The organism is Janthinobacterium sp. GW822-FHT07H10, assembly GCF_058798675.1.
Genome location: NZ_JBXAKS010000009.1, coordinates 128769 through 150222, shown reverse-complemented (window position 1 = coordinate 150222; position 21454 = coordinate 128769). Strand labels below are relative to the sequence as shown.

The 21454-nt window shown below is 63.5% G+C and carries 18 protein-coding genes; 6 read left to right on the top strand and 12 right to left on the bottom strand.

The window, feature by feature from the left end; genetic code table 11:
- Positions 1-3 precede the first annotated feature (3 nt).
- Entirely contained in the window at positions 4-195 is a 192-nt protein-coding gene (locus AC1RDJ_RS20175) for a hypothetical protein (protein ID WP_289889442.1), read from the bottom strand.
- A 31-nt stretch (positions 196-226) separates the two neighbouring features.
- Positions 227-604, bottom strand: coding sequence for a glutaredoxin family protein (locus tag AC1RDJ_RS20170; RefSeq protein ID WP_071325361.1), 378 nt, complete (start codon positions 602-604; stop codon positions 227-229).
- 8 nt (positions 605-612) lie between these two features.
- Between AC1RDJ_RS20170 and AC1RDJ_RS20165 the strand changes: the two genes are divergently transcribed.
- Positions 613-1191, top strand: coding sequence for a hypothetical protein (locus AC1RDJ_RS20165; protein WP_493028500.1), 579 nt, complete (start codon positions 613-615; stop codon positions 1189-1191).
- Here the strand turns inward: AC1RDJ_RS20165 and AC1RDJ_RS20160 are convergent.
- The 6 genes from AC1RDJ_RS20160 to AC1RDJ_RS20135 form a co-directional block, all read right to left on the bottom strand.
- On the bottom strand, positions 1157-2305 hold the full coding sequence (locus AC1RDJ_RS20160; protein WP_493028499.1) for a cytochrome-c peroxidase: 1149 nt from the start codon (positions 2303-2305) through the stop codon (positions 1157-1159). The genes AC1RDJ_RS20165 and AC1RDJ_RS20160 overlap by 35 nt on opposite strands.
- Positions 2306-2330: 25 nt before the next feature.
- Positions 2331-4877 carry a TonB-dependent receptor gene (locus AC1RDJ_RS20155; protein WP_493028498.1) on the bottom strand — a complete coding sequence of 849 codons (2547 nt, stop codon included), beginning with the start codon at positions 4875-4877 and terminating at the stop codon, positions 2331-2333.
- A gap of 212 nt (positions 4878-5089) precedes the next feature.
- On the bottom strand, positions 5090-7189 hold the full coding sequence (locus tag AC1RDJ_RS20150; RefSeq protein WP_493028497.1) for an FUSC family protein: 2100 nt from the start codon (positions 7187-7189) through the stop codon (positions 5090-5092).
- 163 nt (positions 7190-7352) lie between these two features.
- A complete protein-coding gene (dxs, locus tag AC1RDJ_RS20145) occupies positions 7353-9221 on the bottom strand; it encodes a 1-deoxy-D-xylulose-5-phosphate synthase (protein ID WP_493028496.1) in 1869 nt (622 codons plus the stop codon).
- Complete coding sequence (locus tag AC1RDJ_RS20140; RefSeq protein WP_071325365.1) at positions 9222-10139, bottom strand: polyprenyl synthetase family protein; 918 nt, start codon at positions 10137-10139, stop codon at positions 9222-9224.
- Entirely contained in the window at positions 10136-10387 is a 252-nt protein-coding gene (locus tag AC1RDJ_RS20135) for an exodeoxyribonuclease VII small subunit (RefSeq protein ID WP_071325366.1), read from the bottom strand. Before AC1RDJ_RS20135 ends, AC1RDJ_RS20140 begins: the two co-directional genes overlap by 4 nt.
- Positions 10388-10793: 406 nt before the next feature.
- Between AC1RDJ_RS20135 and AC1RDJ_RS20130 the strand changes: the two genes are divergently transcribed.
- The 3 genes from AC1RDJ_RS20130 (at position 10794) to AC1RDJ_RS20120 (ending at position 13866) form a co-directional block, all read left to right on the top strand.
- Entirely contained in the window at positions 10794-11894 is a 1101-nt protein-coding gene (locus tag AC1RDJ_RS20130) for an aromatic ring-hydroxylating oxygenase subunit alpha (protein ID WP_493028495.1), read from the top strand.
- A gap of 183 nt (positions 11895-12077) precedes the next feature.
- A complete protein-coding gene (locus tag AC1RDJ_RS20125; protein WP_071325368.1) occupies positions 12078-13001 on the top strand; it encodes a DMT family transporter in 924 nt (307 codons plus the stop codon).
- A gap of 13 nt (positions 13002-13014) precedes the next feature.
- Positions 13015-13866: a sulfurtransferase gene (locus AC1RDJ_RS20120; protein WP_493028494.1), complete on the top strand. Its 852-nt coding sequence runs from the start codon at positions 13015-13017 to the stop codon at positions 13864-13866.
- A 46-nt stretch (positions 13867-13912) separates the two neighbouring features.
- On the opposite strand, the gene AC1RDJ_RS20115 is transcribed toward AC1RDJ_RS20120, so the two are convergent.
- Both AC1RDJ_RS20115 and AC1RDJ_RS20110 read right to left on the bottom strand, forming a co-directional pair.
- On the bottom strand, positions 13913-15655 hold the full coding sequence (locus AC1RDJ_RS20115) for an ABC-F family ATP-binding cassette domain-containing protein (protein WP_493028493.1): 1743 nt from the start codon (positions 15653-15655) through the stop codon (positions 13913-13915).
- A gap of 257 nt (positions 15656-15912) precedes the next feature.
- Positions 15913-16671, bottom strand: coding sequence for a ZIP family metal transporter (locus AC1RDJ_RS20110; protein ID WP_071325371.1), 759 nt, complete (start codon positions 16669-16671; stop codon positions 15913-15915).
- Between AC1RDJ_RS20110 and AC1RDJ_RS20105 the strand changes: the two genes are divergently transcribed.
- Positions 16583-16813, top strand: coding sequence for a hypothetical protein (locus AC1RDJ_RS20105; RefSeq protein ID WP_198044011.1), 231 nt, complete (start codon positions 16583-16585; stop codon positions 16811-16813). The two genes, AC1RDJ_RS20110 and AC1RDJ_RS20105, sit on opposite strands and share 89 nt — an antisense overlap.
- A 219-nt stretch (positions 16814-17032) precedes the next feature.
- Here the strand turns inward: AC1RDJ_RS20105 and AC1RDJ_RS20100 are convergent, their stop codons facing one another.
- Together AC1RDJ_RS20100 and polA are read right to left on the bottom strand one after the other, a co-directional pair.
- Complete coding sequence (locus tag AC1RDJ_RS20100) at positions 17033-17917, bottom strand: dienelactone hydrolase family protein (RefSeq protein WP_289889432.1); 885 nt, start codon at positions 17915-17917, stop codon at positions 17033-17035.
- Positions 17918-17947: 30 nt separating this feature from the next.
- Positions 17948-20710, bottom strand: a complete 2763-nt coding sequence (polA, locus tag AC1RDJ_RS20095; protein WP_493028492.1) for a DNA polymerase I — start codon at positions 20708-20710, stop codon at positions 17948-17950.
- Between the two features lie 242 nt (positions 20711-20952).
- Between polA and AC1RDJ_RS20090 the strand changes: the two genes are divergently transcribed.
- Positions 20953-21396: a hypothetical protein gene (locus AC1RDJ_RS20090; RefSeq protein WP_232250975.1), complete on the top strand. Its 444-nt coding sequence runs from the start codon at positions 20953-20955 to the stop codon at positions 21394-21396.
- Positions 21397-21454: the final 58 nt, after the last annotated feature.

Below are 21454 nucleotides of genomic sequence, written 5' to 3'. Positions count from 1 at the left end.
GCGTCAACCACGCGGCGGACGCAGGCATTCCTTCTGGCAAGCCTGATAATTTTCCATGCAGGCCGGCTGGCCGAATTCCACGCAATCGAGCAGGTTGCGTTCGCAGACAAAGGTGCAGTCAGGGCCACCTGCCTGCACGCTGAAGGACAACGCGGCGCCGGCGGCAAACAGGAAAGCGGCAATCTTTTTGAACATGGTGAGCCTTTCAAATTAACAAGTGGGAACGTCAGATTTTCTTCAGCGCCGCTTGCAAGGCATCCGTATTGAAACCCTGGATCTTGCGGTTGCCGATCAACACCACGGGCACGCCGCCGCCGCCGAGTTCTTCATGGGCTTTTTTCGCTGCCGGCGATTTCTCGATATCGAGATCGACGAAATCGATCTTGTTTTCCTTGAAATACGCGCGCGTCTTGGCGCAATAACCGCACCAGTCCGTGCCATATAACACCACCTTCGCCTGGGCATTCGGGAAATACGCGGCGTAATTGCCTTCCGTGTAATTCGACTTGAGCAGGCCAGGCAATAAGGACAGGCCATAGCCACTGCCCAGGCCGGCTGCCAGGATCAACGCATACAGGGCGACGGTTTTGATTTTTTTCTGCATAGTGGGGAATGGCGAGAGAGGGGCGTATCAAAGGCAAGCCAGCGCGGAACGCCGTTGGCTTGCCACCTTGCGATAAATCAAGTCTGCAATCAGGTACCTGCTTCGCAGACTTTCAGGCACGCCTTGTAACTGCCGCTGCAAAATGGGGATCGGTCGCCATTCATCATCGTGCACTCGCGCAATTCCTCCTCACAGCTGGAGCAGCTGATCTCCGAAGCGAGAGCATACGAAGCACTCAATCCCAGGGTAAAAATAAATGCCGCAATCTTTTTCATTTACTACTCTCCATGTCAGCCATTGCAGCAGGCAATGGCACTACACCAGTGGTAAAAATCAATGACGATTTTCCTTATTTTCTTGCTACAAAATCGAATATAGAGCGCGATTATTTTAGAGTCAACATTTCCTTCTTATATATTTTCATTTTGGAAAATATATTGGGAAAGCCCGTGGAATGTGGAATTTGGAGAGATTGGGAGGCGCCAAACGTCTATACAATATTGGCGCCGCATGCAGGAAAACGGCCGGCTGCGGGCGCAGCCGGCCGGGCGGCTACAGGGCTTCCAGAAAGCTCTTCAGCGCGATGATTTCCTCGGACGTCAGCTGCAAGCGCTGCAGCAGGGGCGACGTGACGGGAAACTTCGGATCGGCCGCCTGCTGCGCATTTTGCGGCACGGGGCGCGACATGCCCGCGTTGTACATGTTCAGCAAACCCACCATTTGCGGGAACAGGCCGTTGTGCATCCACGGCCCCGATTGCGCCACGCCACGCAGGCCCGGCGTGCGGAACTTGCCCACGTCCTCGTGCTTGCCCGTCACCAGGTAGCGCCCCAGGTCTTCATATTTCTTGCGCCCGTAGTACGTCAAGCCCAGGTTATGGAATTGCTGGTCTGTCAGCAAGGCGCCGCTGTGGCACGTCATGCAGCGCGCCTTGGTGCGGAACAGGTGCAAGCCCAGCAACTCGCGGTCGTTCAGGGCCGTGCGCTGGCCTTCCAGGAAGGTGTCGAAGCGCGTGACGGGCGGCAGCACCGTGCGCTGGTAGTCGGCCAGCGCCGTCAGGATGCGCGGCAGGGTCACGCCGGCGCCCTGGCCGAAGGCGGCGTCGAACTGCGCCGGATAGTCATCGAGCGCGGCCAGCTTGGCCGCCAGGGCCGGTACGTCCATGGCCATCTCGTCCGGATGCTGCAAGGGACCCAGCGCCTGCTCTTCCAGGGTATTCGCGCGGCCATCCCAGAACAGCGGCTTGAGCTGCCCCACGCCCAGCAAGCCCGGCGCGTTGCGCTGGCCCAGCCTTCCTTCATGGCCGACGGAGGTGCGCTTGCTGTCGGCAAAGCTGTGGGCGGGACTGTGGCAGCTGATGCAGGCCACCGCGTTCGAGCGCGACAGGCGGGGGTCATTGAACAGCCGCTGTCCCAGCGCCGCCACCTGTGGCGCCACCTGCGCCGGCGGCAGCGCCGAGACGGGCGCCATTTCCTGCGGCGCGACGCCATCGGCCACCTGCGGCCGGGGCCAGTGGGCGATGGGCTGCGCATACCTCTGGCGCAGACAGGCCATGTCCCAGCCCTTGTCCGCCGCGCAGGCAATACTGGCGGGAACGCCATCGCTGGCGCGGCCATCCATGCTCATCATCAGGCCCGCGCCGCCCGCCAGCAAGGCGGCCACGGCGAAGGTGGTTTTTTTCAGGTGGGATGCGATATTCATGCGCCTGCCGTCATGGTCGTTGTCATTAGAAGCGGTAGCCAAGTTCCAGCGTGAACTGGCGGCCTTTTTCGAACACCACCCCGTTGTTGGCATCGAACAGGGGATTGCTGCGGTTGCTGACGTTCTCGATGCCCAGGTTGACGAAGCCTGCGCCCGGCCCCGTCTTCGGCAGCGCGTACTGCACGCGCATGTCCCAGGTGAAGGACTTGCTGGTCGAAACGTCCTGGTAGACCTTCGCCACGTCGCCGTCGAATGGCAGCGCATCTCCCGTGGCGACCATATTCGTTTCCGGCCCCCGCATGCGGAAGAAATGGTCCACCTTCAGGCGGTACGCAGGCATATCGGTCGACAGCAGCAGGCGCGCCGTCCAGGGCCGGTTGTAATTGTTGGCCGGGCGGTCCGCCCAGCGCACGAACTTGCCCTGGTAATAGATGAATTTATCCAGTTCGTTCGTCAGGTCGCTCAGCGAGTCATCGTAAGTGGCATGCGTGCTGGTGGTGCGCGTGCGGTCATAGCCGAACTGCACTTGCGTGGCGCTGCCGCCCCAGCGCAGCGGGCGCATGGTCTCGGCGGACAGGGTCCACACCTTGCTGTCGCTGCGGCCCACGTTATCCCAATAGAAATTGGCGGCCGACACCACGTGATACACCATCTCGTCGCGGCCTTCGCGCAGCACGCGCTTGGCGCTCCATTTCACGCCGCCCCATTGCTTGCTGATGCCCAGCAGTTTTTCATCCGTGTACGGCACCTTCATGTCACCGAGCTTGAGCCAGCTCCAGTTGCTGGCCATGACGGGCGCGGCCCAGTCCTTCAGCAAGCCGCCCGACAAGGTACGCGTTTGCGGCGAGGTCTGCAGTGCCAGGCGTTTCGACTGGGCATAGAAGTTGAAGAAATTGCGGCCATAGTAGCGGTTGGCGCCCAGTTCGACCTGCGTCGTGCCCTTGCCCGCCACATCCCAGAACGCGGACAGGCGCGGCGCGACGGTGGACTTCGGCGACAGGTCGTCCGTATCGTAGCGCATGCCCAGGCGCACGCGCACATCGCCCGCCTTGACGTCATCCTGCAGGAAGGCGCCGCGCGTCTTGTTGCTCAGTTCATAGCCGCCCGCGTAAAAAATGATGCGCGATGCCAGATACTGGCCGCGCACGTTTGAGGCCGCATTCCATGGCGTCGCCAGCGAGCAGTACTGCGTATCGACGCCGCCGCCCAGCATATTGCAAGTGGTGGTGTTGGCCGATGCCGTGTATTGCTCATACGTGGTGTTGCGCTGGTAACGCGAACGCTGCGTGCCCAGTTCCAGGCCGGCCTGGAAAGTATGCGACATGCCCAGCAAGTCGAGCGGCTCCCACTTCAGCTTGCCCTGGTACTGGGCGCTTTCCTGTTCCTGGTCGATGTCGCCGTAGCCGCCTTCATTGCTGGCCCAGCCCGTCGCGCCCGTGCCCGTCTTGACGCCCCAGTTCTTGTCGCTCGAGTAGCGCCACGCCTTCCACACGGTGGCATCGGCGTCGCGCGAACTGTCCATCTTGCTCCAGCTCAAGCGGTGTTCCGCCGTGGCATTGCCCAGCCACCCCACGGGATGCGTCAGGCCCAGGTTGATGCCATTGCCGCCGCTCTTCAGGTGATAGCTGCTGTTCCTGGTGTTGGCGATGAAATAATCGCCCTCGGATGGCGCATGCATGAGGGAAAAATCGGCCAGCACGCCGGGCGTGATGGTCCAGAAGCCGCGCACGAAGGCGTTGTCGCTGCCACGCTTTTGCACCTTGCGGTTGGCATCGCTTGCGCTCTGCAAGCCATTGCCGTAGCCATTCAGGGGAATCTCCGACGTCTTGCGGATGAAGCTGCCGATCAGGCTGAAATTTTCCGTCACCTTGCCCTGCAGCGCGGCGCGGTAGGTCCATTTCTCGAATGCCGGCTGCAAATCGGCCGTGGCCGAATTGGCGGCGCTTTCCCGCTGGCTGTCGCTGAGCTTGTATTGCATCCACGCCGAGCGCGTGCTTTCGACGGACACTTGCCCGGCCAGCTTGCGCGTGGGCGCGCAGGTATTGGCCTTCACCACGCCGCCCTTGAAGCGGCCATATTCGGCGCCGATGTTCGAATCGAGCACCGTCACGTCGCACAGCAGGCTGGTGTCGACGGCAAAGCCCTGGCTGGCCGACGGCGGCGTGGCATTGCTGGCGGGATTGCTGCTGTTCGGGCCGATATCGTTGTTGAGCGACATGCCGTCCATCTGGTACAGATTGTCGTAGAACTTGGCGCCGTTGATGCTGATATCGGCCGGCGCCAGCTCGCCCTGGGTGGCGGACGCTTGCTGCTTGTTATCGAACTGCACGCTGGGATTGATGCGCAGCAAGCTGGTGATATTGCCGTCGATGCCATTCATGGCCTCGATCTGGCGCTTGTCCAGGCGCTGTTCGCCCACGGACTCCCGCTCGGCCTGCAGGCGCACTTCGGGCAGCACTTGCGGTGCGGGTTCGTCGGTGTCGGCTGCGGCGGCGAAGGGAGTGGCGGCGCTGGCGCCAAAGGCCAGGCCGATGGCCAGTACGGACTGGCGCAGGGTAAGAATGGAAGACATGAAAACCTTGCAACTGCGGATGGGAAAGGGGCAGTCTCATGATGCCGTCCTTCACCCGCGCTGCCAGTGTCGCCTTCTCATGCCGCCAATTGCAAATGATAACGATTAGCATTTACTGTTGCAATGCTCGAAAATCAAGACTTCGCCGTTTTTTTGACGTGCGTAAAAATTTCTTGCCATCTTGTTGCATCTACACCACGGCCTCGCCGCCGTCATGCGGCTGGCGCCACCTCGCCGGACTGCAGCTGCGCATGCAGGTGTTCGCGCAATAATCCCCGCAGCAATTGCACCTGCGCCACGGCATCGGCCTGCAAGGCCGTCAAGCCGTGGCCGCCGCAGGGAGCGGGCGCGGGAACGTCCGCCTCGCCGCGCAGCAAGGCATCGATCTCCGCGCTGACGGCGGTGATCCACTGCTGCAACTCGGGCATGGCCGGCTCGGCCTGGGGACTCAGGCTGATGCGCGCCGTGCTGCCCGCCACGCGGCGCAGCAGCGGCAAGGTGCGCAGGGCCGCCAGGCCCACGCCGCTACTGCGGTCCAGGCGGCGCTCGATGCGCAGGCGCTGCAGCACTTGCTCGGCGTTGTTGCTGGCCAGTCCCGCCTCGCGGCGCAGCCTTGCGATCGCGCTATCCCACCGCCCGCCCGCCGCCAGCACGGCCAGCAGGTATTTCAAATTGGCCGACACGGCTTTCGCCAGGCGCTGGTCCAGGTCGTCCGCTTCGCGGTCGGGCCACAGGAAGAACGTGGCCAGCAGGGCCAGCACGCAGCCAAGCACATTGTTGCCCAGGCGGCTCATGGCATACACCATCTCGCTGGCCGGCGCCGCATAGTCGGCCACCAGCACGAAGGCGGGCGTCATGAACAGCACGTGCAGGCTGTAGCTGACGCGGCGCAAGGCCATGGTGGCGACGATCAGGGGAAACACCACCAGCGAGATGGCCAGCGGCGTGTGCACGGCCAGGCCGATCAGCACGGCCAGCACGGCGCCCAGCACGCTGCCCGCCACCCGCTCGATGCCGCGCGGCCAGGTGGTCGACACGGACGGCTGCAGTATCAGCAAGGTCGCCATGGTGGCCCAGTAGCCGAACGGGATGTGCAAGGCTTCGACCAGCAGGAAGCCGGCCGTCGTCGCCAGCGACACGCGCGCCGCGTGGCGCCAGCTCAGCGACTGCGGCGTGGCGTTGACTTTCAGCGTCTGCCACGCCTGCCCCAAGGCCAGGAAAGCCGCTTCGCGCCACGGCAGCTGCCTCGCGCGCGGCATGCCCAGCTCCATGAATTCCACGTTCAGGCGCAGCGGCAGCAAGGCGCCCAGCGCCGCTTCCAGGCGCCGTCCGCAGGCGGCCAGGCGGCGCTGCAAGTCCAGCGGCGGCGTTTCCGGCCGGCGCTGCACGGCCTGCCCCAGGCGGCGCAGCAGCACGGCCATCACTTCCAGGCTGCGCCGCGCGCGCGGGTCCTGGCGCAGCCGCTGCTGCTCGCGCTCGCAGGTATGCGTGACGGCGATCAGGTAGGCGAAGATGCGCTCGGCGTCGCTGAGGGCCAGCAGCAGGTTGTCGTACAGGGCGCTGCGGCCGGCGCGCGATGGCGGCACGGCGGCCAGCGCCACGCGCGCCGCTTCCAGCGCGGCGCGCGCCTGCGAGCGGTAGCTGGCGCCATGCGCGGCAACGTCCGCCTGGGCGGCGTCAGCTTCGAGGAAGCGCGCATTGTCGCGCGCGATGCTGGCCAGGCGCGAATATGCGGCGCGGATGGCGCGCCTGCTGGGGCCGAACGGGTGGATGCGCCAGACCGTAAAACTGAGCACGGTGGCAAACAGGCAGCCGACCATGTAGAGGCCGAGGAAAGGCGCGCTTTGCGTCATCGATTCGAGCGGATGCGTGACCATCACGACACAGGCCGTGGCCGCCAGGATCGCCACCTGCGCCGTGGCCGCACCCCAGATGCGCGCCAGCGCGCCGGCCCAGGAAAACAGCAGCACGGCGATGGCGGCCGTCGCCAGGCCATGGCCGGCCGCCAGCGCCGTCAGGCCGCCGGCCACCGTGGACAGCAGGCCGAAGCCCAGCATCGAGACGAAGCGCATGCGGCGCGTGCCGGCCGCGTCGGCCAGGCAGGTCCAGAAGGCGCCGATGGCGGCCCAGGAAAAATCGGGATGGTCGAACAACAAGCCCAGCAGCAACATGACGCTCGAGGCGCACGCGGCCCGCAGGCCCTCGGACAGATTGGTTTCGTCGATGGCCAGGGTGACCATCCACAGGGGGCGGCGCTGCGCCAGCTTGTCCGTGTAGGCGTGCAAGCCCGTCAGCCAGCGGCCTGCCAGCATGCGCGTACGGCGGTGGAGTTTCCTGAAATGCAAGATCGGCTTTGAAAGGTATCAAAGCGTCATCGTAGCATTCCCGGACGAAAAATGTTGCAGTGCAGCGTAAAATTCCAGCAGGCGAAGAAAAAGCGGCACCGCAGTGCCGCTTCTCTCTTGCTTGCGCGTCTTAGCTGACCATCGCCAGGCGCGGCCCGGCCGCAGGGAAGCGCTGCTCGATCGACGCGGCGATGCCCGCGGCATCCAGGCCCACGCTTTTCAGCAGCTGCACGGGATCGCCATGGTCGATGAAGGTATCGGGCAAGCCCAGCATGAGGATAGGCTTGACGATGCCTTCGGCGGCCAGCGCCTCGGCCACGGCCGAACCGGCGCCGCCCATGATGCAGCCCTCTTCCACCGTCACCAGGTAATCGTGTTCGGCGGCAAGCTGTTTCACCAGCGCCACGTCGAGCGGCTTGACGAAACGCATGTTGGCCACCGTCGCGTCGAGCTTCTCGCCCGCCGCCACGCTCGGCGCCACCATCGAGCCGAAAGCGAGGATGGCGATGCGCTTGCCCGGGCGCTTGATCTCGCCCTTGCCGATCTCGATGCTGGTCAGTTCCGGCACGATGGCCGCGCCGGCGCCGGCGCCGCGCGGATAGCGGATCGCTGCCGGGCCAGGATAGTGGTAACCGGTCGTCAGCATTTGCCGGCATTCGTTTTCGTCGGACGCGGCCATGATGACCATGTTCGGGATGCAGCGCAAAAACGCCATGTCATAGTTGCCCGCATGCGTGGCGCCGTCGGCGCCCACGAGGCCGGCGCGGTCCAGCGCGAACGTCACGTCCAGGTTTTGCAGGGCGACGTCGTGGATCAGCTGATCGTAGGCGCGCTGCAGGAAGGTCGAATAGATGGCGACGACGGGCTTCAAGCCTTCGCAGGCCAGGCCCGCGCCAAAGGTCACGGAATGCTGCTCGGCGATGCCGACATCGAAGTAGCGGTTCGGATATTGCTGTTCGAACCTGACCATGCCCGAGCCTTCGCGCATGGCCGGCGTGATGCCCACCAGGCGCTTGTCGTGCGCGGCCATGTCGCACAGCCAGTTGCCGAACACTTCCGTGTACGTCATCTTGGCCGGCGCCGTGGCCGGCTTGATGCCTTCGGCCGGGTTGAACTTGCCCGTGCCGTGGTACAAGATCGGCTCCGCCTCGGCCAGCTTGTAGCCCTGGCCCTTCTTGGTCACCACGTGCAGGAATTGCGGGCCCTTCAATTGCTTGATATTTTGCAAGGTCGGGATCAGCGAATCGAGGTCGTGGCCGTCGATGGGGCCGATATAGTTGAAACCGAATTCCTCGAACATGGTGGCGGGCACGACCATGCCCTTGGCATGCTCCTCGAAGCGCTTCGCCAGTTCCAGCACGGGGCCGGGCAACACGGACTTGCCGACATTTTTCGCCGCCGCATAGAACTGGCCCGACATCAGTCGCGCCAGGTGGCGGTTCAGGGCGCCCACGGGCGGCGAGATCGACATGTCGTTGTCGTTCAGGATCACCAGCAGGTTGACGTCTTCCTGCACGCCCGCATTGTTCATCGCCTCGAAGGCCATGCCGGCCGTCATCGAACCGTCGCCGATCACGGCGATCGCGTGCAGCGGGTCGCCCTTGATCTTGGCCGCCTGCGCCATGCCCAGCGCGGCCGAGATCGACGTCGACGAGTGGGCCGTGCCAAAGGTGTCGTATTCGCTCTCGTCGCGTTTCGGGAAGCCGGAAATGCCGTCCTTCTGGCGCAAGGTGTGCATGCGGTCGCGGCGGCCCGTGAGGATCTTGTGCGTATAGGTCTGGTGGCCCACGTCCCACACGATGCGGTCGTGCGGCGTGTTGAACACGTAATGCAGGGCGACGGTCAGCTCGACCGTGCCCAGGTTGGACGACAGATGGCCGCCCGTCTTGGAGACGGAATCGAGCAGGAAGCTGCGCAGTTCCTGCGCCAGCGGCACCAGTTGCGAGCGTGCCAGCTTGCGCACTTGCGCCGGTTCATTGATGGTTTCTAACAGTTTCATTTATGCCTTCCGCTGCACGACCAGGTCCGCCAGCTCGCGCAAACGGCGTGCCTTGTCCCCGAATGGCGCCAGCGCCGCATGGGCGTCGCACCGCAATTGTTCTGCCAGGGCCCTGGAAGGTTCCAGTCCCAGGATCGATACGTAGGTGGGCTTGTTGGCCGCCGCATCCTTGCCTGCCGTCTTGCCCAGGGTGGCCGAATCGGCCGTCGCGTCGAGCACGTCGTCGACCACCTGGAAAGCCAGCCCGACGGCGCGCGCATAGGCGTTCAGCGCCGTCATCTCGTCCGCCGCCAGGTCCTTGCCCGCCAGCGCGCCGAGGATCACGGCCGCGCGCAGCAGGGCGCCCGTCTTCAACTGATGCATCTGTTCCAGCTGCGGCAAGGTCAAGGCCAGGCCAACGCTGTCGAGGTCGATCGCCTGGCCGCCGCACATGCCGGCCGAACCTGACGCGTGCGCCAGCAGCTTGATCATGGCCATTTGCCGCGCCGGCGGAATGGCCGCGCCGTCGGCCAGCAGCATGAACGCTTGCGATTGCAGCGCGTCGCCCACCAGCAGGGCCGTCGCCTCGTCGTAGGCGATGTGCACGGTAGGCTTGCCACGACGCAAGGCGTCGTCATCCATGCACGGCATGTCGTCATGCACGAGCGAATACACGTGAATCATTTCCAGCGCACACGCGGCGCGCGCGAGGGTGTCTTGATCGGCGTCGAACAGTTCGCCTGCAGCCATCACCAGCAGCGGGCGCACGCGCTTGCCGCCGCCCAGCAGCGCATAGCGCATGGCCGCGTGCAGCTTGTGCGGCACCACGTCGGCCGCCGGCAGGAACTGCTCGAGCCGGCGCTCCACGCCGGACTGGGTGGCTTGCATCCAGTCGCCGAAGGTGACGCCGATGTTGCCTTGTTGTACGCTGGCCGTCATTGGGCGGCCTCGCCGGCATCCACGAACGGTTTCAGCATGTCGCCTTCGAGCACTTTCACCTGCGCTTCGACGCCGTCGAGCTGGGCCGCGCAATACTTGACCAGTTCCGAGCCGCGCTGATACGCCGCGACCGATGCTTCCAGCGGCAACTGGCCCGCTTCCATTTGCGTTACCAGCTGCGCCAGTTCCGCCATTGCCTCTTCAAACGAGGCCGGCGCTGCGGCAGCGGCAGTTAATTTCTTCGACATAGACTCAGATCTCTTCGTGGCACGAGGGGCTTGTAGGGAGACGCCGGGGACTCCCGGCCAGCATAGAAGCGTTATTTTAGAACAAACCACACTATTAAGTGAAAACTAAAGCGCAATCGGCGTGTTCAAAGGGGAAGACGTTGCCAGCATGTCAGTGGATTTTAGCGCAATCGCCTCCCTCCACCGGAAATTGCACGGTAAATGACAACGTTTCTCATTAAAGTGCCCAATTTGCCGGGAGGTTTGGCAATGCCGAGGCCGATCCGCGCTATAATCGCCGGTTCTGTCCGAAATACCGTTTCAACAAATTTGAATTCAGGTCTTTGCGGATTCTTTCTCTCTGTAGCGGTTGCCCAGGGAATGGCCTGGGGCACTGCTGACCGTTGTACATTTATGGGGGGTTGGGATGTCCGATCTGGCTACTCACGCCAAGCTGGCGCGTTCAAACGCGCAACTTCCGGTCCACGTCTATTTTGACGAAACGCTGTTGCAGCGTGAAATGCAGCAATTGTTCCAAGCCGGCCCGCGCTATGTCGGGCATGCGCTGATGGTGCCGGAAACCGGCGATTTTGCGACCCTGGCGTCTGAGAACGAAGGGCGCATGCTCGTGCGCAACGCCAATGGCATCGAAGTGCTGTCCAACGTGTGCCGCCACCGGCAGGCGCTGATGTTCAACGGCCGCGGCAATGCCAATCATATCGTTTGCCCGCTGCACCGCTGGACCTACGACCTCAAGGGTGAACTGATCGGCGCGCCGCATTTCCCCGAGACGCCGTGCCTGAACCTGTCGAAAACGCCGCTGCAAAGCTGGAATGGCTTGCTGTTCGAGCAAAACGGCTACAACGTGATGGAAAAATTGAAAGATTTGTCCGTCTCGAAAGATCTCGATTTTTCCGGCTATATGTTCGACCATGTGGAAATCCACGAGTGCGACTACAACTGGAAGACCTTCATCGAAGTCTACCTCGAGGATTACCACGTCGAGCCGTTCCACCCTGGCCTGGGCAGCTTCGTCAGCTGCGACGACCTGCGCTGGGAATTCGGCAAGGATTACAGCGTGCAGACGGTGGGCGTGCACCGCGGCCTGCAGCAGGCCGGTTCGCCGACCTACAAGAAGTGGCAGGAGCAGGTGCTGCAATTCCGCGGCGGCGAACCGCCGCCGTATGGCGCCATCTGGCTGACCCTGTATCCGAACATCATGGTCGAATGGTATCCGCACGTGCTGATCGTCTCGACCCTGTGGCCCGATGGTCCGCAAAAGACGCGCAACGTCGTCGAGTTCTATTACCCCGAAGAAATCGTGCTGTTCGAGCGCGAACTCGTCGAGGCGGAACGGGCCGCCTACATGGAAACCTGCGTCGAGGACGATGAAATCGCCCAGCGCATGGATGCGGGCCGCAAGGCCCTGGTGGCGCGCGGCGTAAGCGAAGTGGGTCCTTACCAGTCGCCGATGGAAGACGGCATGCAGCACTTCCACGAGTGGTACCGCAGCAATATCGAACTGTAATCTTAGTAGAGGGGCCGCATAATGCGGCCCTTCTTTCGTTTCACTCTACACTTACAACACCTGACAGAACCGCAGCGAGCGGCAGCGCGGCGTGGCCAAGAAGCGCAGCTGTACTTTGGTACGGCGCGCATCGCAGGCCGCGCCCCGCGACGCGCAGTAGGTTTGCTCAGGTGAAAGGCCACAATGCAATCTCTTTGGATGCTGTTTGCAAGTTTTATGTTCGCCATCATGGGCGTGTGCGTCAAGCTGGCGTCGGAGATGTATTCGACGTCCGAAATCGTCATGTACCGCGGCATCATCGGCATGACCGTCATGGGCTGCACCATCGTGTACCAGGGCGGCAGCTTCAAGACCACGATGCCGGGCCAGCATCTGTGGCGCGGCGTGGTGGGCGTGGTGGCCCTGTGGCTGTGGTTTTATGCGATCGCCATCCTGCCGCTGGCCACGGCCATGACCCTGAACTACATGGCGCCCATCTGGATCGCCGTGATCCTGCTGGCCGGCGGCTGGTGGAAAGGCATGAAACAGGTCGAGTGGCCGCTGGTGGCGGCCATCGCCATGAGCTTTGTCGGCGTGACCCTGCTGCTGCAGCCCGTGTTCGAAACGGACCAGGTGGGCGGCGCCGTCACGGCCCTGATTTCGGGCATGCTGTCGGCCCTCGCCTACCTGCAGGTGCGCAAGCTGGGCCTGCTGGGCGAACCCGAATACCGGGTCGTGTTTTATTTCTCCATCGTCAATTTCCTCGCCGGCGTGATCGGCCATGTGGCCAGCGCCGGCGGCGGCCCCGTCGTCTGGCACGCGCACACGAGCGGCTACGGCATCGGCTTGCTGGCCGCCATCGGCCTGTGCGCCACCATGGCGCAGATGGCCATGACGCGCGCCTACCGCCTGGGCAAGACCCTCGTTGTTGCCAATTTGCAATACACGGGCATCGTCTTTTCCAGCTTCTGGGGCGTGGTGATCTTTGGCGACCTGTTTGACTGGCACGGCTGGCTCGGCATCGGCGTCATCCTGGCCTCGGGCATCGCGGCAACCTATTACAATACCCGCAACACGGCCCGTGGCGCCGCCATCGCGCGCACGGATCCCATCGCCAGCGAAGTGTAAAGGAGCGTTCCTGATGTACACCACCTTGATCCAGGCCAGCGAACTGGCCAGCCACCTCAACGACAGCAACTGGGTCATCCTCGATTGCCGCCACGACTTGCTCAACCCGACTGCCGGCAGCGATGCGTTTGCCGCCGGCCACATCCAGAACGCGCAGTTTGCCGACATCGACACGGCCCTGTCCGGCCCGAAGACGGCGCGCGGCGTGGACTTTACGGGCCGCCACCCCCTGCCCGACCGCAACGCCTTGCTGGCCAGCCTGCGCGGCTGGGGCATCCATGACGACACGCAAGTGGTGGCCTACGACGGCCAGGGCGGCATGTTCGCCGCCCGCCTGTGGTGGCTGCTGCGCTGGGTCGGCCATCCGGCCGTCGCCGTGCTCGACGGCGGCCTGGCCGCATGGCAGGCGCAAGGCTTGCCGCTGGTTACGCCCGTGGCGCCCCGCCCTGCCGGCAAGCTGACGGAAAAAGCCAGCCTCACGCGCACGGTCACCGTGCAGGACGTCATCGCCAACCTGGACACGCAGGCGCTGACCGTCATCGACGCGCGCGCGCCCGACCGTTATCGCGGCGAAAATGAAACCATCGACCCCGTGGGCGGGCACATCCCCGGCGCGAAAAACCGTTTCTTCAAGGATAACCTGCAGGCCGATGGCCGTTTCAAGGGGGCCGAGGTACTGCAACGCGATTTCAGCGCGCTGTTTGATGCGCCGCAAGCGGCCATCATGCAATGTGGCTCGGGCGTGACGGCTTGCCACAACCTGCTGGCGCTGGAAGTGGCGGGACTGACTGGCGCAGCCCTGTATCCCGGTTCGTGGAGCGAATGGTGCGCCGACCCGGCGCGGCCCGTGGCGACCGGCAGTTAAAAAAATGGCGGACCCGGTGGTCCGCCACTTTTTCACCCGTGGATAACTAGGATGTTATCCCCAGCGCCTGGTTCAGCCGTTCCAGCTCCGCCAGCCACGCCTGCTGGCTGGCCGGCTTCTGATGGCGCGGCTTGCGGGCCAGGTCCTCGGCCAGCAATTGCTCGAGTTCGCACAAGCGTTCCAGCTGCACGTCGACATCCGTTTGCGCTGGCGCCAGCGCAGCCGTTTCCACGCGCGGCGCGGCCGCCGGCGCCTGCCCATCCTCCAGGCTCAGGCGCGCATACGCGCTGGCCGCGTCAAGCCACTCTTCCAGTCCGCCATCGGCCACCACCCAGTAGCGGTTGCACGCCGTCTCGATCAGGTCGCGGTCGTGCGACACCAGCAGGCAGCCGCCTTCGAATCCCTGCAAGGCCAGGCCCAGTTCCGCCTTGCCTTGCATGTCCAGGTGGTTGCTGGGCTCGTCCAGCAGCAGCAGGTGATAACTGGCCAGCGACAGGCCCAGGAACAGCAGCCGCGCCCGCTCGCCGCCGCTCAGGGTGGCCACCGTCTGGCCATGGCGCGCATACGGGAAACCGGCCGAGATTAACGCCTGTTTGCGCGCCACCTGGCTGCGCGCAGCTTCGTTTTGCACGGCGAACGGATACAGGGCGTCGGACAAATCCGCATCGTCGGCCAGCTGCCGGAGCGACTGGTCGTAATAGCCGATGTTTGCCGCCTTGTGGTAGCGCAAATCGCTGCGTTCCCGCTGCGCCTGGATCGCCTGCCAGCACAGGCGCAGCAACGACGACTTGCCGCTGCCATTCGCGCCCAGCAAGGCGACCCGGTCGCCCGGTTTCAGCCACAGCTGGCCGACGTGGAACAACACGGGAGAGGCCGGCACGGCGCGCACGTCCAGCCCGTCGAGGGCCAGCAGCTGGTCGGCCGCCAGCGCCTTGCCGCGCAAACTGAGGCGCCAGGGCGCGCCCTCGCTGACGAACGATTGCACCTCCTTCAGCTTGTCGACGCGCCGCTGCATGGTCTTGGCCTTGCGCGCCAGGTCTTCATTGTCGTAGGTGCGGCCCCACAGGGCCAGGCGGGCGCTGCTGGCCGACAGGCGGTCGATTTCCTTCTGTTCGGCCGCATGGCGGGCGGCGGCGGCAATATCCGCCTCGGCCAGCGCCGCCAGCGCAGGGCCGCACGGCAAGTCGAAATCGTAGAGGCGGCTGTCGCGCAGGATCCAGCTGCGCGTGGCCACGTTGTCGAGCAGGCGCTGGTCGTGCGAGACGAGGATGAAGGCGCCGCGCCACCGCAACAGGAATTGCTCCAGCCACAGCAGCGACGGCAAGTCCAGGTGATTGCTCGGCTCGTCGAGCAGCAGCACGTTCGGTTCCTGCAGCAGGGCGCGCCCCAGCAGCAATCGCGTGTGCTGGCCGCCGGACAGCGAGTGCACGGGCACTTGCGCCGTATCAAGGTCGAAACCCAGTTCGGCCAGCAGGCTGTCGACGCGCCAATGCAGTTCAGGCTGATCGAGCACGGGCGCCAGCAAGGCGTCGTACAGGCTCAGGCTGGCCAATGCCGCCGGCAAGTGCTGTTCCACGTGCTGCAAGCGGCAGGCGCGCGCGTAATGGATGCTGCCGGAGCTCGCTTCGCGCGTGCCGCTGAGCAATCCCAGCAAGGTGGATTTGCCGCAGCCATTGTGGCCGATCAGGCCGATGCGGTCGCCCTGGCGCAAGGTAAAGGCGAGTTCGTGGAACAGGAAACCGTCGTGGGTATCCAGCTGTAAGGCGAGTGTAGAGATAAGGGTAGTCATGGCTCTTGTCTTTGTGCGGGATGCAAGCATCCGCGTTAACAGGAGCGCTAACGACAACGGAGTACCAGGAAAGGACTCGTAGAGGAGGGTAACTTTGCTCTGGCCAGGTTATCGCAGCGCGATAGAACGTGGGCAAGAGCGGCTAAATGTGCTTAAAGAACGCACATCCCATAGGACGAGCACAAAAATTTCCATATTTTCCTCCTTTCGCTTTGAATTAGTCAGAAAGGCCATACTACACGCGACGCGCCGGCGCATCAACCGCCGTGCTTGTGCCGCGTCAGGAACAGCACGATGCACACGCCCAGCGCGATCAGCAGCACTTGGGGGATGGTTTCGCGCAAGGTGGCGCGGCGCTGCATCTGCGGCATCAGGTCGCTCAAGGCGATATAGATGAAGCCGGACGAGGCGAACACGAGCACGTAGGGGATCAAATTGCTGGCGCGGTCCAGGGTGAAATAGCCGAGCAGGCCGCCCGCCACGGCCATCATGCTGCACAGCAAGTTAAAGACATAGGCGCGCAGGCGCGAGAAGCCGGCGTTCAGCAGCACGATGAAATCGCCGATTTCCTGCGGAATTTCATGCGCGATGATGGCCAGGCCCGTCACCAGGCCCAGCTTCGGGTCGGCCAGGAAGGCGGCGGCGATCAGGATGCCGTCCGTAAAGTTGTGCATGCCGTCGCCGACGAGGATCATCCAGCCGGCCTTGCCCGCCTCGTGCTTGTCGTGGCCGTGCGCATGGTGGTGGCCGTCGCCCTCGTGGTGGTGCGAATGGCGCAAAATGGCGAATTTTTCCAGCATGAAAAAGGCCAGCAAGCCCGCCAGCAGGGTGGCGAACAGGCTGCGCGGGTCCGCCTGGGACTCGAACGCTTCCGGCAAGGCGTGCAGCAAGGACGTCGACAACATGATGCCGACGGACAAGCTGACCATGCGCTCGACCACCTTGGACAGGAATGCAAACGAAAAGATCGCCGCCGCGGTAATGCTCAACACGCCCGCGATCGTGGTCGCGAGCAAAATGGATAAAAGGACGGGATCGATGATTTTCTTACCTCAAAATGGCGCCGGGTCACTGGCGCCCGCTGTGCTGGCGTCTGGCCTGATGACTATTGCTTATTATTTAATTCTTGTCGCGCTTGGCGGCGGCGTGGCGCGTTGAAGATGCAATTGTACTGCATTGACGCGAACCGGGCATTTTACAGCCCGGTGCGCCTTTCGCGTCAATTTCCGGAAAAATTAACTCTTGCCATGCTTCCGACGCCGGATAACACCGTCGCGAGCGGCGGTGAATCGTGGCCGAAAAGCGGCCCTGCACGAGTAGCCGCCGAGACGGCAAGCATCGCCGCCCGCAAGCGGCAGCGGGATCAGTCAGACGCCCTCATGCCACGCCATGGCTCTTGAACCAGGCCAGGCAGCGCGCATAGCCATCCTTCGCATCGGCCGCCACATAGCTGGGGCGGTAATCGGCGTTGAAGGCGTGGCCCGCATCCGGATACACGACGAATTCCGACTGGTTGCCGCTCTTGGCCAGCGCTTCCTCCATCTTGCCGATGGATTCCTGCGTGATGCCCGTATCCTTGCCGCCGTACAAGCCCAGCACGGGGACCTTCAGGGTGGCGGCGATATCGATGGGATTCGTCGGCTGCAAGGCAGTGGGCTCGCCCACCAGGCGGCCATACCAGGCCACGCCCGCCTTGACGGCCGGATTGTGCGCCGCGTACAGCCACGTGATGCGCCCGCCCCAGCAAAAACCGGTGATGCCCAGGCGGCCCGTGTCGCCGCCATTCTGTTTCGCCCACGCAACAACTGCATCGAGGTCCGCCATCACCTGCGCATCCGGCGTCTTGGCGATGATGCCCTTCATTAACTCCGGGATGCTGCCGACCTTGGTAGGATCGCCCTGGCGCACGAACAGGTCGGGCGCCAGCGCCAGATAGCCCTGCTTGGCGAAGCGGCGCGCCATGTCGGCGATATGCTCATGCACGCCAAAGATTTCGGATATCACAAGCACCACGGGCAAACCCGTCTGTCCTTCCGGCTGCGCCGCATACACGGGCACGGCCTGGCCATCGACCATCACCGTGACGGTGGTCGTCACCAGCCCGGCGGTATCGGTCTTGATGACGTTTTGCGCCGCCACCGGCAGCACGGCCAGGGCAAAGCCCGTTCCCAGCGCCACCTTCAGGAAACCACGCCGGCCATCGGGCCCGGACAAGCTGCTCTGGCCCAGCAAACTTTCACAATCGGTGATCATGTCGCTCATGCGTTTCTCCTGAAGTGTGTGTTTAAGAAATTAATGCGCTTCGTCCCAGTTTTTACCTATGCCCACTTCGGCCGTCAGCGGCACTTTCAGTTCAGCCACGCCGGCCATCAGTTCCGGCAGCTTGCGCTTGACCAGTTCCAGCTCGGCATCCGGCACTTCCAGCACCAGTTCATCGTGCACCTGCATGATCATCTTCGTCTGCAAGCCATCCGTTTCCAGCCAGCCCTGCACGGCGATCATGGCCAGCTTGATCAGGTCGGCAGCCGTACCCTGCATGGGCGCGTTGATCGCCGCCCGTTCCGCGCCCTGGCGACGCGGGCCGTTCGGCGAATTGATTTCTGGCAACCACAAACGGCGGCCGAACACGGTTTCCACGTAGCCGCGCGCCTTCGCCTGCTGGCGCGTGTCTTCCATATACTGTTTCACGCCGGAAAAACGGGCAAAGTAGCGGTCGATATAGCTTTGCGCGGCCGTGCGGTCCACGCCCAGGTTGCCGGCCAGGCCAAACGCGCTCATGCCGTAGATCAAGCCAAAGTTGATGACCTTGGCGTAGCGGCGCTGTTCGCTCTGCACTTCCGCGGCCGGCACGCCGAAGATCTCAGCCGCCGTGGCGCGGTGGATGTCGATGCCATCGGCAAACGCGCGCAGCATGGCTTCATCGCCCGAGATATGCGCCATGATGCGCAATTCGATCTGCGAATAGTCGGCCGAGACGATGTGGCTGCCGGGCGGCGCGATGAACGCTTCGCGGATGCGGCGGCCTTCCGCGCTGCGGATGGGAATATTCTGCAGGTTCGGGTCGTTCGACGCCAGCCGCCCCGTCACGGCCACGGCTTGCGCATAGTTCGTGTGCACCCTGCCCGTCGTGACGTTGATCATCTTCGGCAATTTATCCGTGTAGGTCGACTTCAGCTTGGCCATGCCGCGGTATTCGAGCAGCACTTTCGGCAGCGGATAATCCTCGGCCAGCTTTTGCAGCACTTCCTCGTCCGTCGATGGCGCGCCCGTCGGGGTTTTCTTGACCACCGGCAGCTTCAATTTCTCGAAGAAGATTTCGCCGATCTGCTTGGGCGAGCCCAGGTTGAACGGCTGCTCGGCCAGTTCATACGCCTTCTTTTCCAGCTCGAGGATTTTCACGGCCAGCTCGGCCGACTGGATGTTGAGCAATGCGTCATCGATCAGCACGCCGTTGCGCTCGATCTTTTGCAAGACCACGGCCGTCGGCATCTCGATCTTTTCATAGATGAAGGTCAGCTTGTCATCATTGGCCACATTGCCCCACATGGCATTGTGCAAACGCAAGGTGACGTCGGCATCCTCGGCCGCGTATCTCGCCGCCTGCTCCACTTCCACCTGGTTGAACGTGATCTGCTTGGCGCCCTTGCCGCACACCTCCTCGAACGGGATGGTCGTGTAGTTCAGGTGGCGCAGGGCCAGGCTGTCCATGTCGTGCTTCTTGTGCGATTCGAACACATACGATTCAAGCAGGGTATCGTGGGCGATGCCGCGCAGGGTCACGCCATGGTTGGCGAAGATATGGCTGTCGTATTTCAGGTTCTGCCCCAGCTTGGGCTTGCTGGCATCTTCCAGCCATGGGCGCAGTTTCGCCAGCACGTGTTCGCGCGTCAGCTGCTCGGGCGCGCCAGCGTAATCGTGCGCCAGCGGGATGTAGCAGGCACGGTGTTCGGCGACGGACAGGGAAATGCCGACCATCTGCGCCGTCATCGGTTCGAGCGACGTGGTTTCCGTGTCGACGGCCGTCAGGGGTGCCGCATTGATCAGGGCGAGCCATTGATCCAGCTGGGCATCCGTCAGCACGGTTTCATACTCGGCCGCAGGCGTTGGCGCGGCGTCGGCAAACATGTCGCCCGTCGTGTTGGCGGCAGAGGCGCCGGCGGCAGGCGGCGCGCCGACCGGCGACATCGGCGGCGCTGCCGCGCCCAATTCGCGCAGCAGGGCCTTGAAGCCGTAGCGCTGGAAGAAGGCCAGCAGCGCTTCCTTGTCTTCGTGTTTCGCCGCCAGCGAATCGGCGATCGTCGTCATGTGCTCCGACAGGTCGCAATCGGTCTTGACGGTGATCAAGGCGCGCGCCTGCGGCAGCCATGGCAGGGCCGTGCGCAGGTTTTCGCCCACGGCGCCGCCCACCTTGGCCGCGTTGTCCATGATGCCTTCCAGGCTGTCGTACTGCGTCAGCCATTTGACGGCCGTCTTCGGGCCGCATTTCGATACGCCCGGCACGTTGTCCACGGTATCGCCGATCAGCGACAGATAATCGATGATGCGGTTCGGCGGCACGCCGAACTTGGCCAGCACGGCCGCTTCATCGAGCTTTTCATTGCTCATGGTATTGATCAGGGTCACCTGGCTGTTGACCAGCTGCGCCAGGTCCTTGTCGCCCGTCGACACCACCACGTCCATGCCGGCGGCGGCCGCCTGCACGGCCAGCGTCCCGATGACGTCATCGGCTTCCACGCCGTCGACCATCAGGATGGGCCAGCCCATGGCGCGCACGGCTTCGTGGATCGGTTCGATCTGCAGGCGCAGGTCGTCCGGCATCGAGGCGCGCGTGGCCTTGTACTCGGGATACATGTCATCGCGGAAAGTTTTACCCTTGGCATCGAACACGCAGGCGATATAGGCGGCCGGGTAGTCGGCGCGCAGGCGGCGCAGCATGTTGACCATGCCGTGCATGGCGCCCGTGGGATAACCGTCCGGGCTGCGCAGGTCGGGCAGCGCATGGAAGGCGCGATAGAGGTAACTGGAACCGTCGACTAACAGCAGGGTGTTTTGCATAATGCCAATAAAATAAGGTGAACCGCGCCGGCCGGCAAGATACCGCGGCGGGCGGTGGAATATCGCACAATTATCGCAGAGTTTAGGGCCGCGCCACCGGGCCGCGCACGCCCTATTCTTGCCGTTTTTGCCACCTCGGCGGGCCCGTGCGGGCGCAGCGGCGGCCGTTGCGGCCTATTTCGGCGCAAGTAAACAGCATTGCTTACCAGTTTGTTACAATGCCCTATAGATAAATTGACGGCATGACCACTGCATTTTCTGCAGTCCACCACATGGAAGCGAACCCCATCATGATGCGTACATCGACACTCTGGACATTCCTCGCCCTGCCCCTGCTGGCATGCTCGGCCATTGCCAGCGCCCAGACACCGGCCAAGCCCAGCGACGCGCCACCACAGCTGGAGCGTATCGAGGAAATGGGCGAAGCGCCCATCACCGTAGCGCCAGCAGCAACAAAACAACAGATTACCGAGAAACGCGAAGCGGGCGTGACGTCCGAAGTCAAGGTCACCACGGGCGGCAGCACGTATTACATGAAACCGGCCGCCGGCGCCGACCAGGCCAATGGTGGCGCCTTGCGCGGCCCGCAATGGAAAGTGCTGGAATTCGACCTGGGCAAGAAAAAACAGAAACAACGCGACGAAGAAGCCGCTGACGCGCCGGCGCCTCCCGCACCGGCAAAATAAGCGGCGCGGCCAGCCGACACCATCTTATTGCCCGGCCCCGGCCACACGCGGGGCCGCC

Coding starts and splice junctions, on each gene's coding strand:
- AC1RDJ_RS20130 (WP_493028495.1), top strand. CDS start 10,794: ATGTCCGATCTGGCTACTCACGCCAAGCTGGCGCGTTCAAACGCGCAA.
- AC1RDJ_RS20170 (WP_071325361.1), bottom strand. CDS start 604: ATGCAGAAAAAAATCAAAACCGTCGCCCTGTATGCGTTGATCCTGGCA.
- AC1RDJ_RS20155 (WP_493028498.1), bottom strand. CDS start 4,877: ATGTCTTCCATTCTTACCCTGCGCCAGTCCGTACTGGCCATCGGCCTG.
- AC1RDJ_RS20135 (WP_071325366.1), bottom strand. CDS start 10,387: ATGTCGAAGAAATTAACTGCCGCTGCCGCAGCGCCGGCCTCGTTTGAA.
- AC1RDJ_RS20100 (WP_289889432.1), bottom strand. CDS start 17,917: ATGAGCGACATGATCACCGATTGTGAAAGTTTGCTGGGCCAGAGCAGC.
- polA (WP_493028492.1), bottom strand. CDS start 20,710: ATGCAAAACACCCTGCTGTTAGTCGACGGTTCCAGTTACCTCTATCGC.
- AC1RDJ_RS20115 (WP_493028493.1), bottom strand. CDS start 15,655: ATGACTACCCTTATCTCTACACTCGCCTTACAGCTGGATACCCACGAC.
- AC1RDJ_RS20105 (WP_198044011.1), top strand. CDS start 16,583: ATGCGCTCGACCACCTTGGACAGGAATGCAAACGAAAAGATCGCCGCC.
- dxs (WP_493028496.1), bottom strand. CDS start 9,221: ATGAAACTGTTAGAAACCATCAATGAACCGGCGCAAGTGCGCAAGCTG.
- AC1RDJ_RS20175 (WP_289889442.1), bottom strand. CDS start 195: ATGTTCAAAAAGATTGCCGCTTTCCTGTTTGCCGCCGGCGCCGCGTTG.
- AC1RDJ_RS20120 (WP_493028494.1), top strand. CDS start 13,015: ATGTACACCACCTTGATCCAGGCCAGCGAACTGGCCAGCCACCTCAAC.
- AC1RDJ_RS20140 (WP_071325365.1), bottom strand. CDS start 10,139: ATGACGGCCAGCGTACAACAAGGCAACATCGGCGTCACCTTCGGCGAC.
- AC1RDJ_RS20150 (WP_493028497.1), bottom strand. CDS start 7,189: ATGCTGGCAGGCCGCTGGCTGACGGGCTTGCACGCCTACACGGACAAG.
- AC1RDJ_RS20125 (WP_071325368.1), top strand. CDS start 12,078: ATGCAATCTCTTTGGATGCTGTTTGCAAGTTTTATGTTCGCCATCATG.
- AC1RDJ_RS20090 (WP_232250975.1), top strand. CDS start 20,953: ATGACCACTGCATTTTCTGCAGTCCACCACATGGAAGCGAACCCCATC.
- AC1RDJ_RS20165 (WP_493028500.1), top strand. CDS start 613: ATGGCGAGAGAGGGGCGTATCAAAGGCAAGCCAGCGCGGAACGCCGTT.
- AC1RDJ_RS20160 (WP_493028499.1), bottom strand. CDS start 2,305: ATGAATATCGCATCCCACCTGAAAAAAACCACCTTCGCCGTGGCCGCC.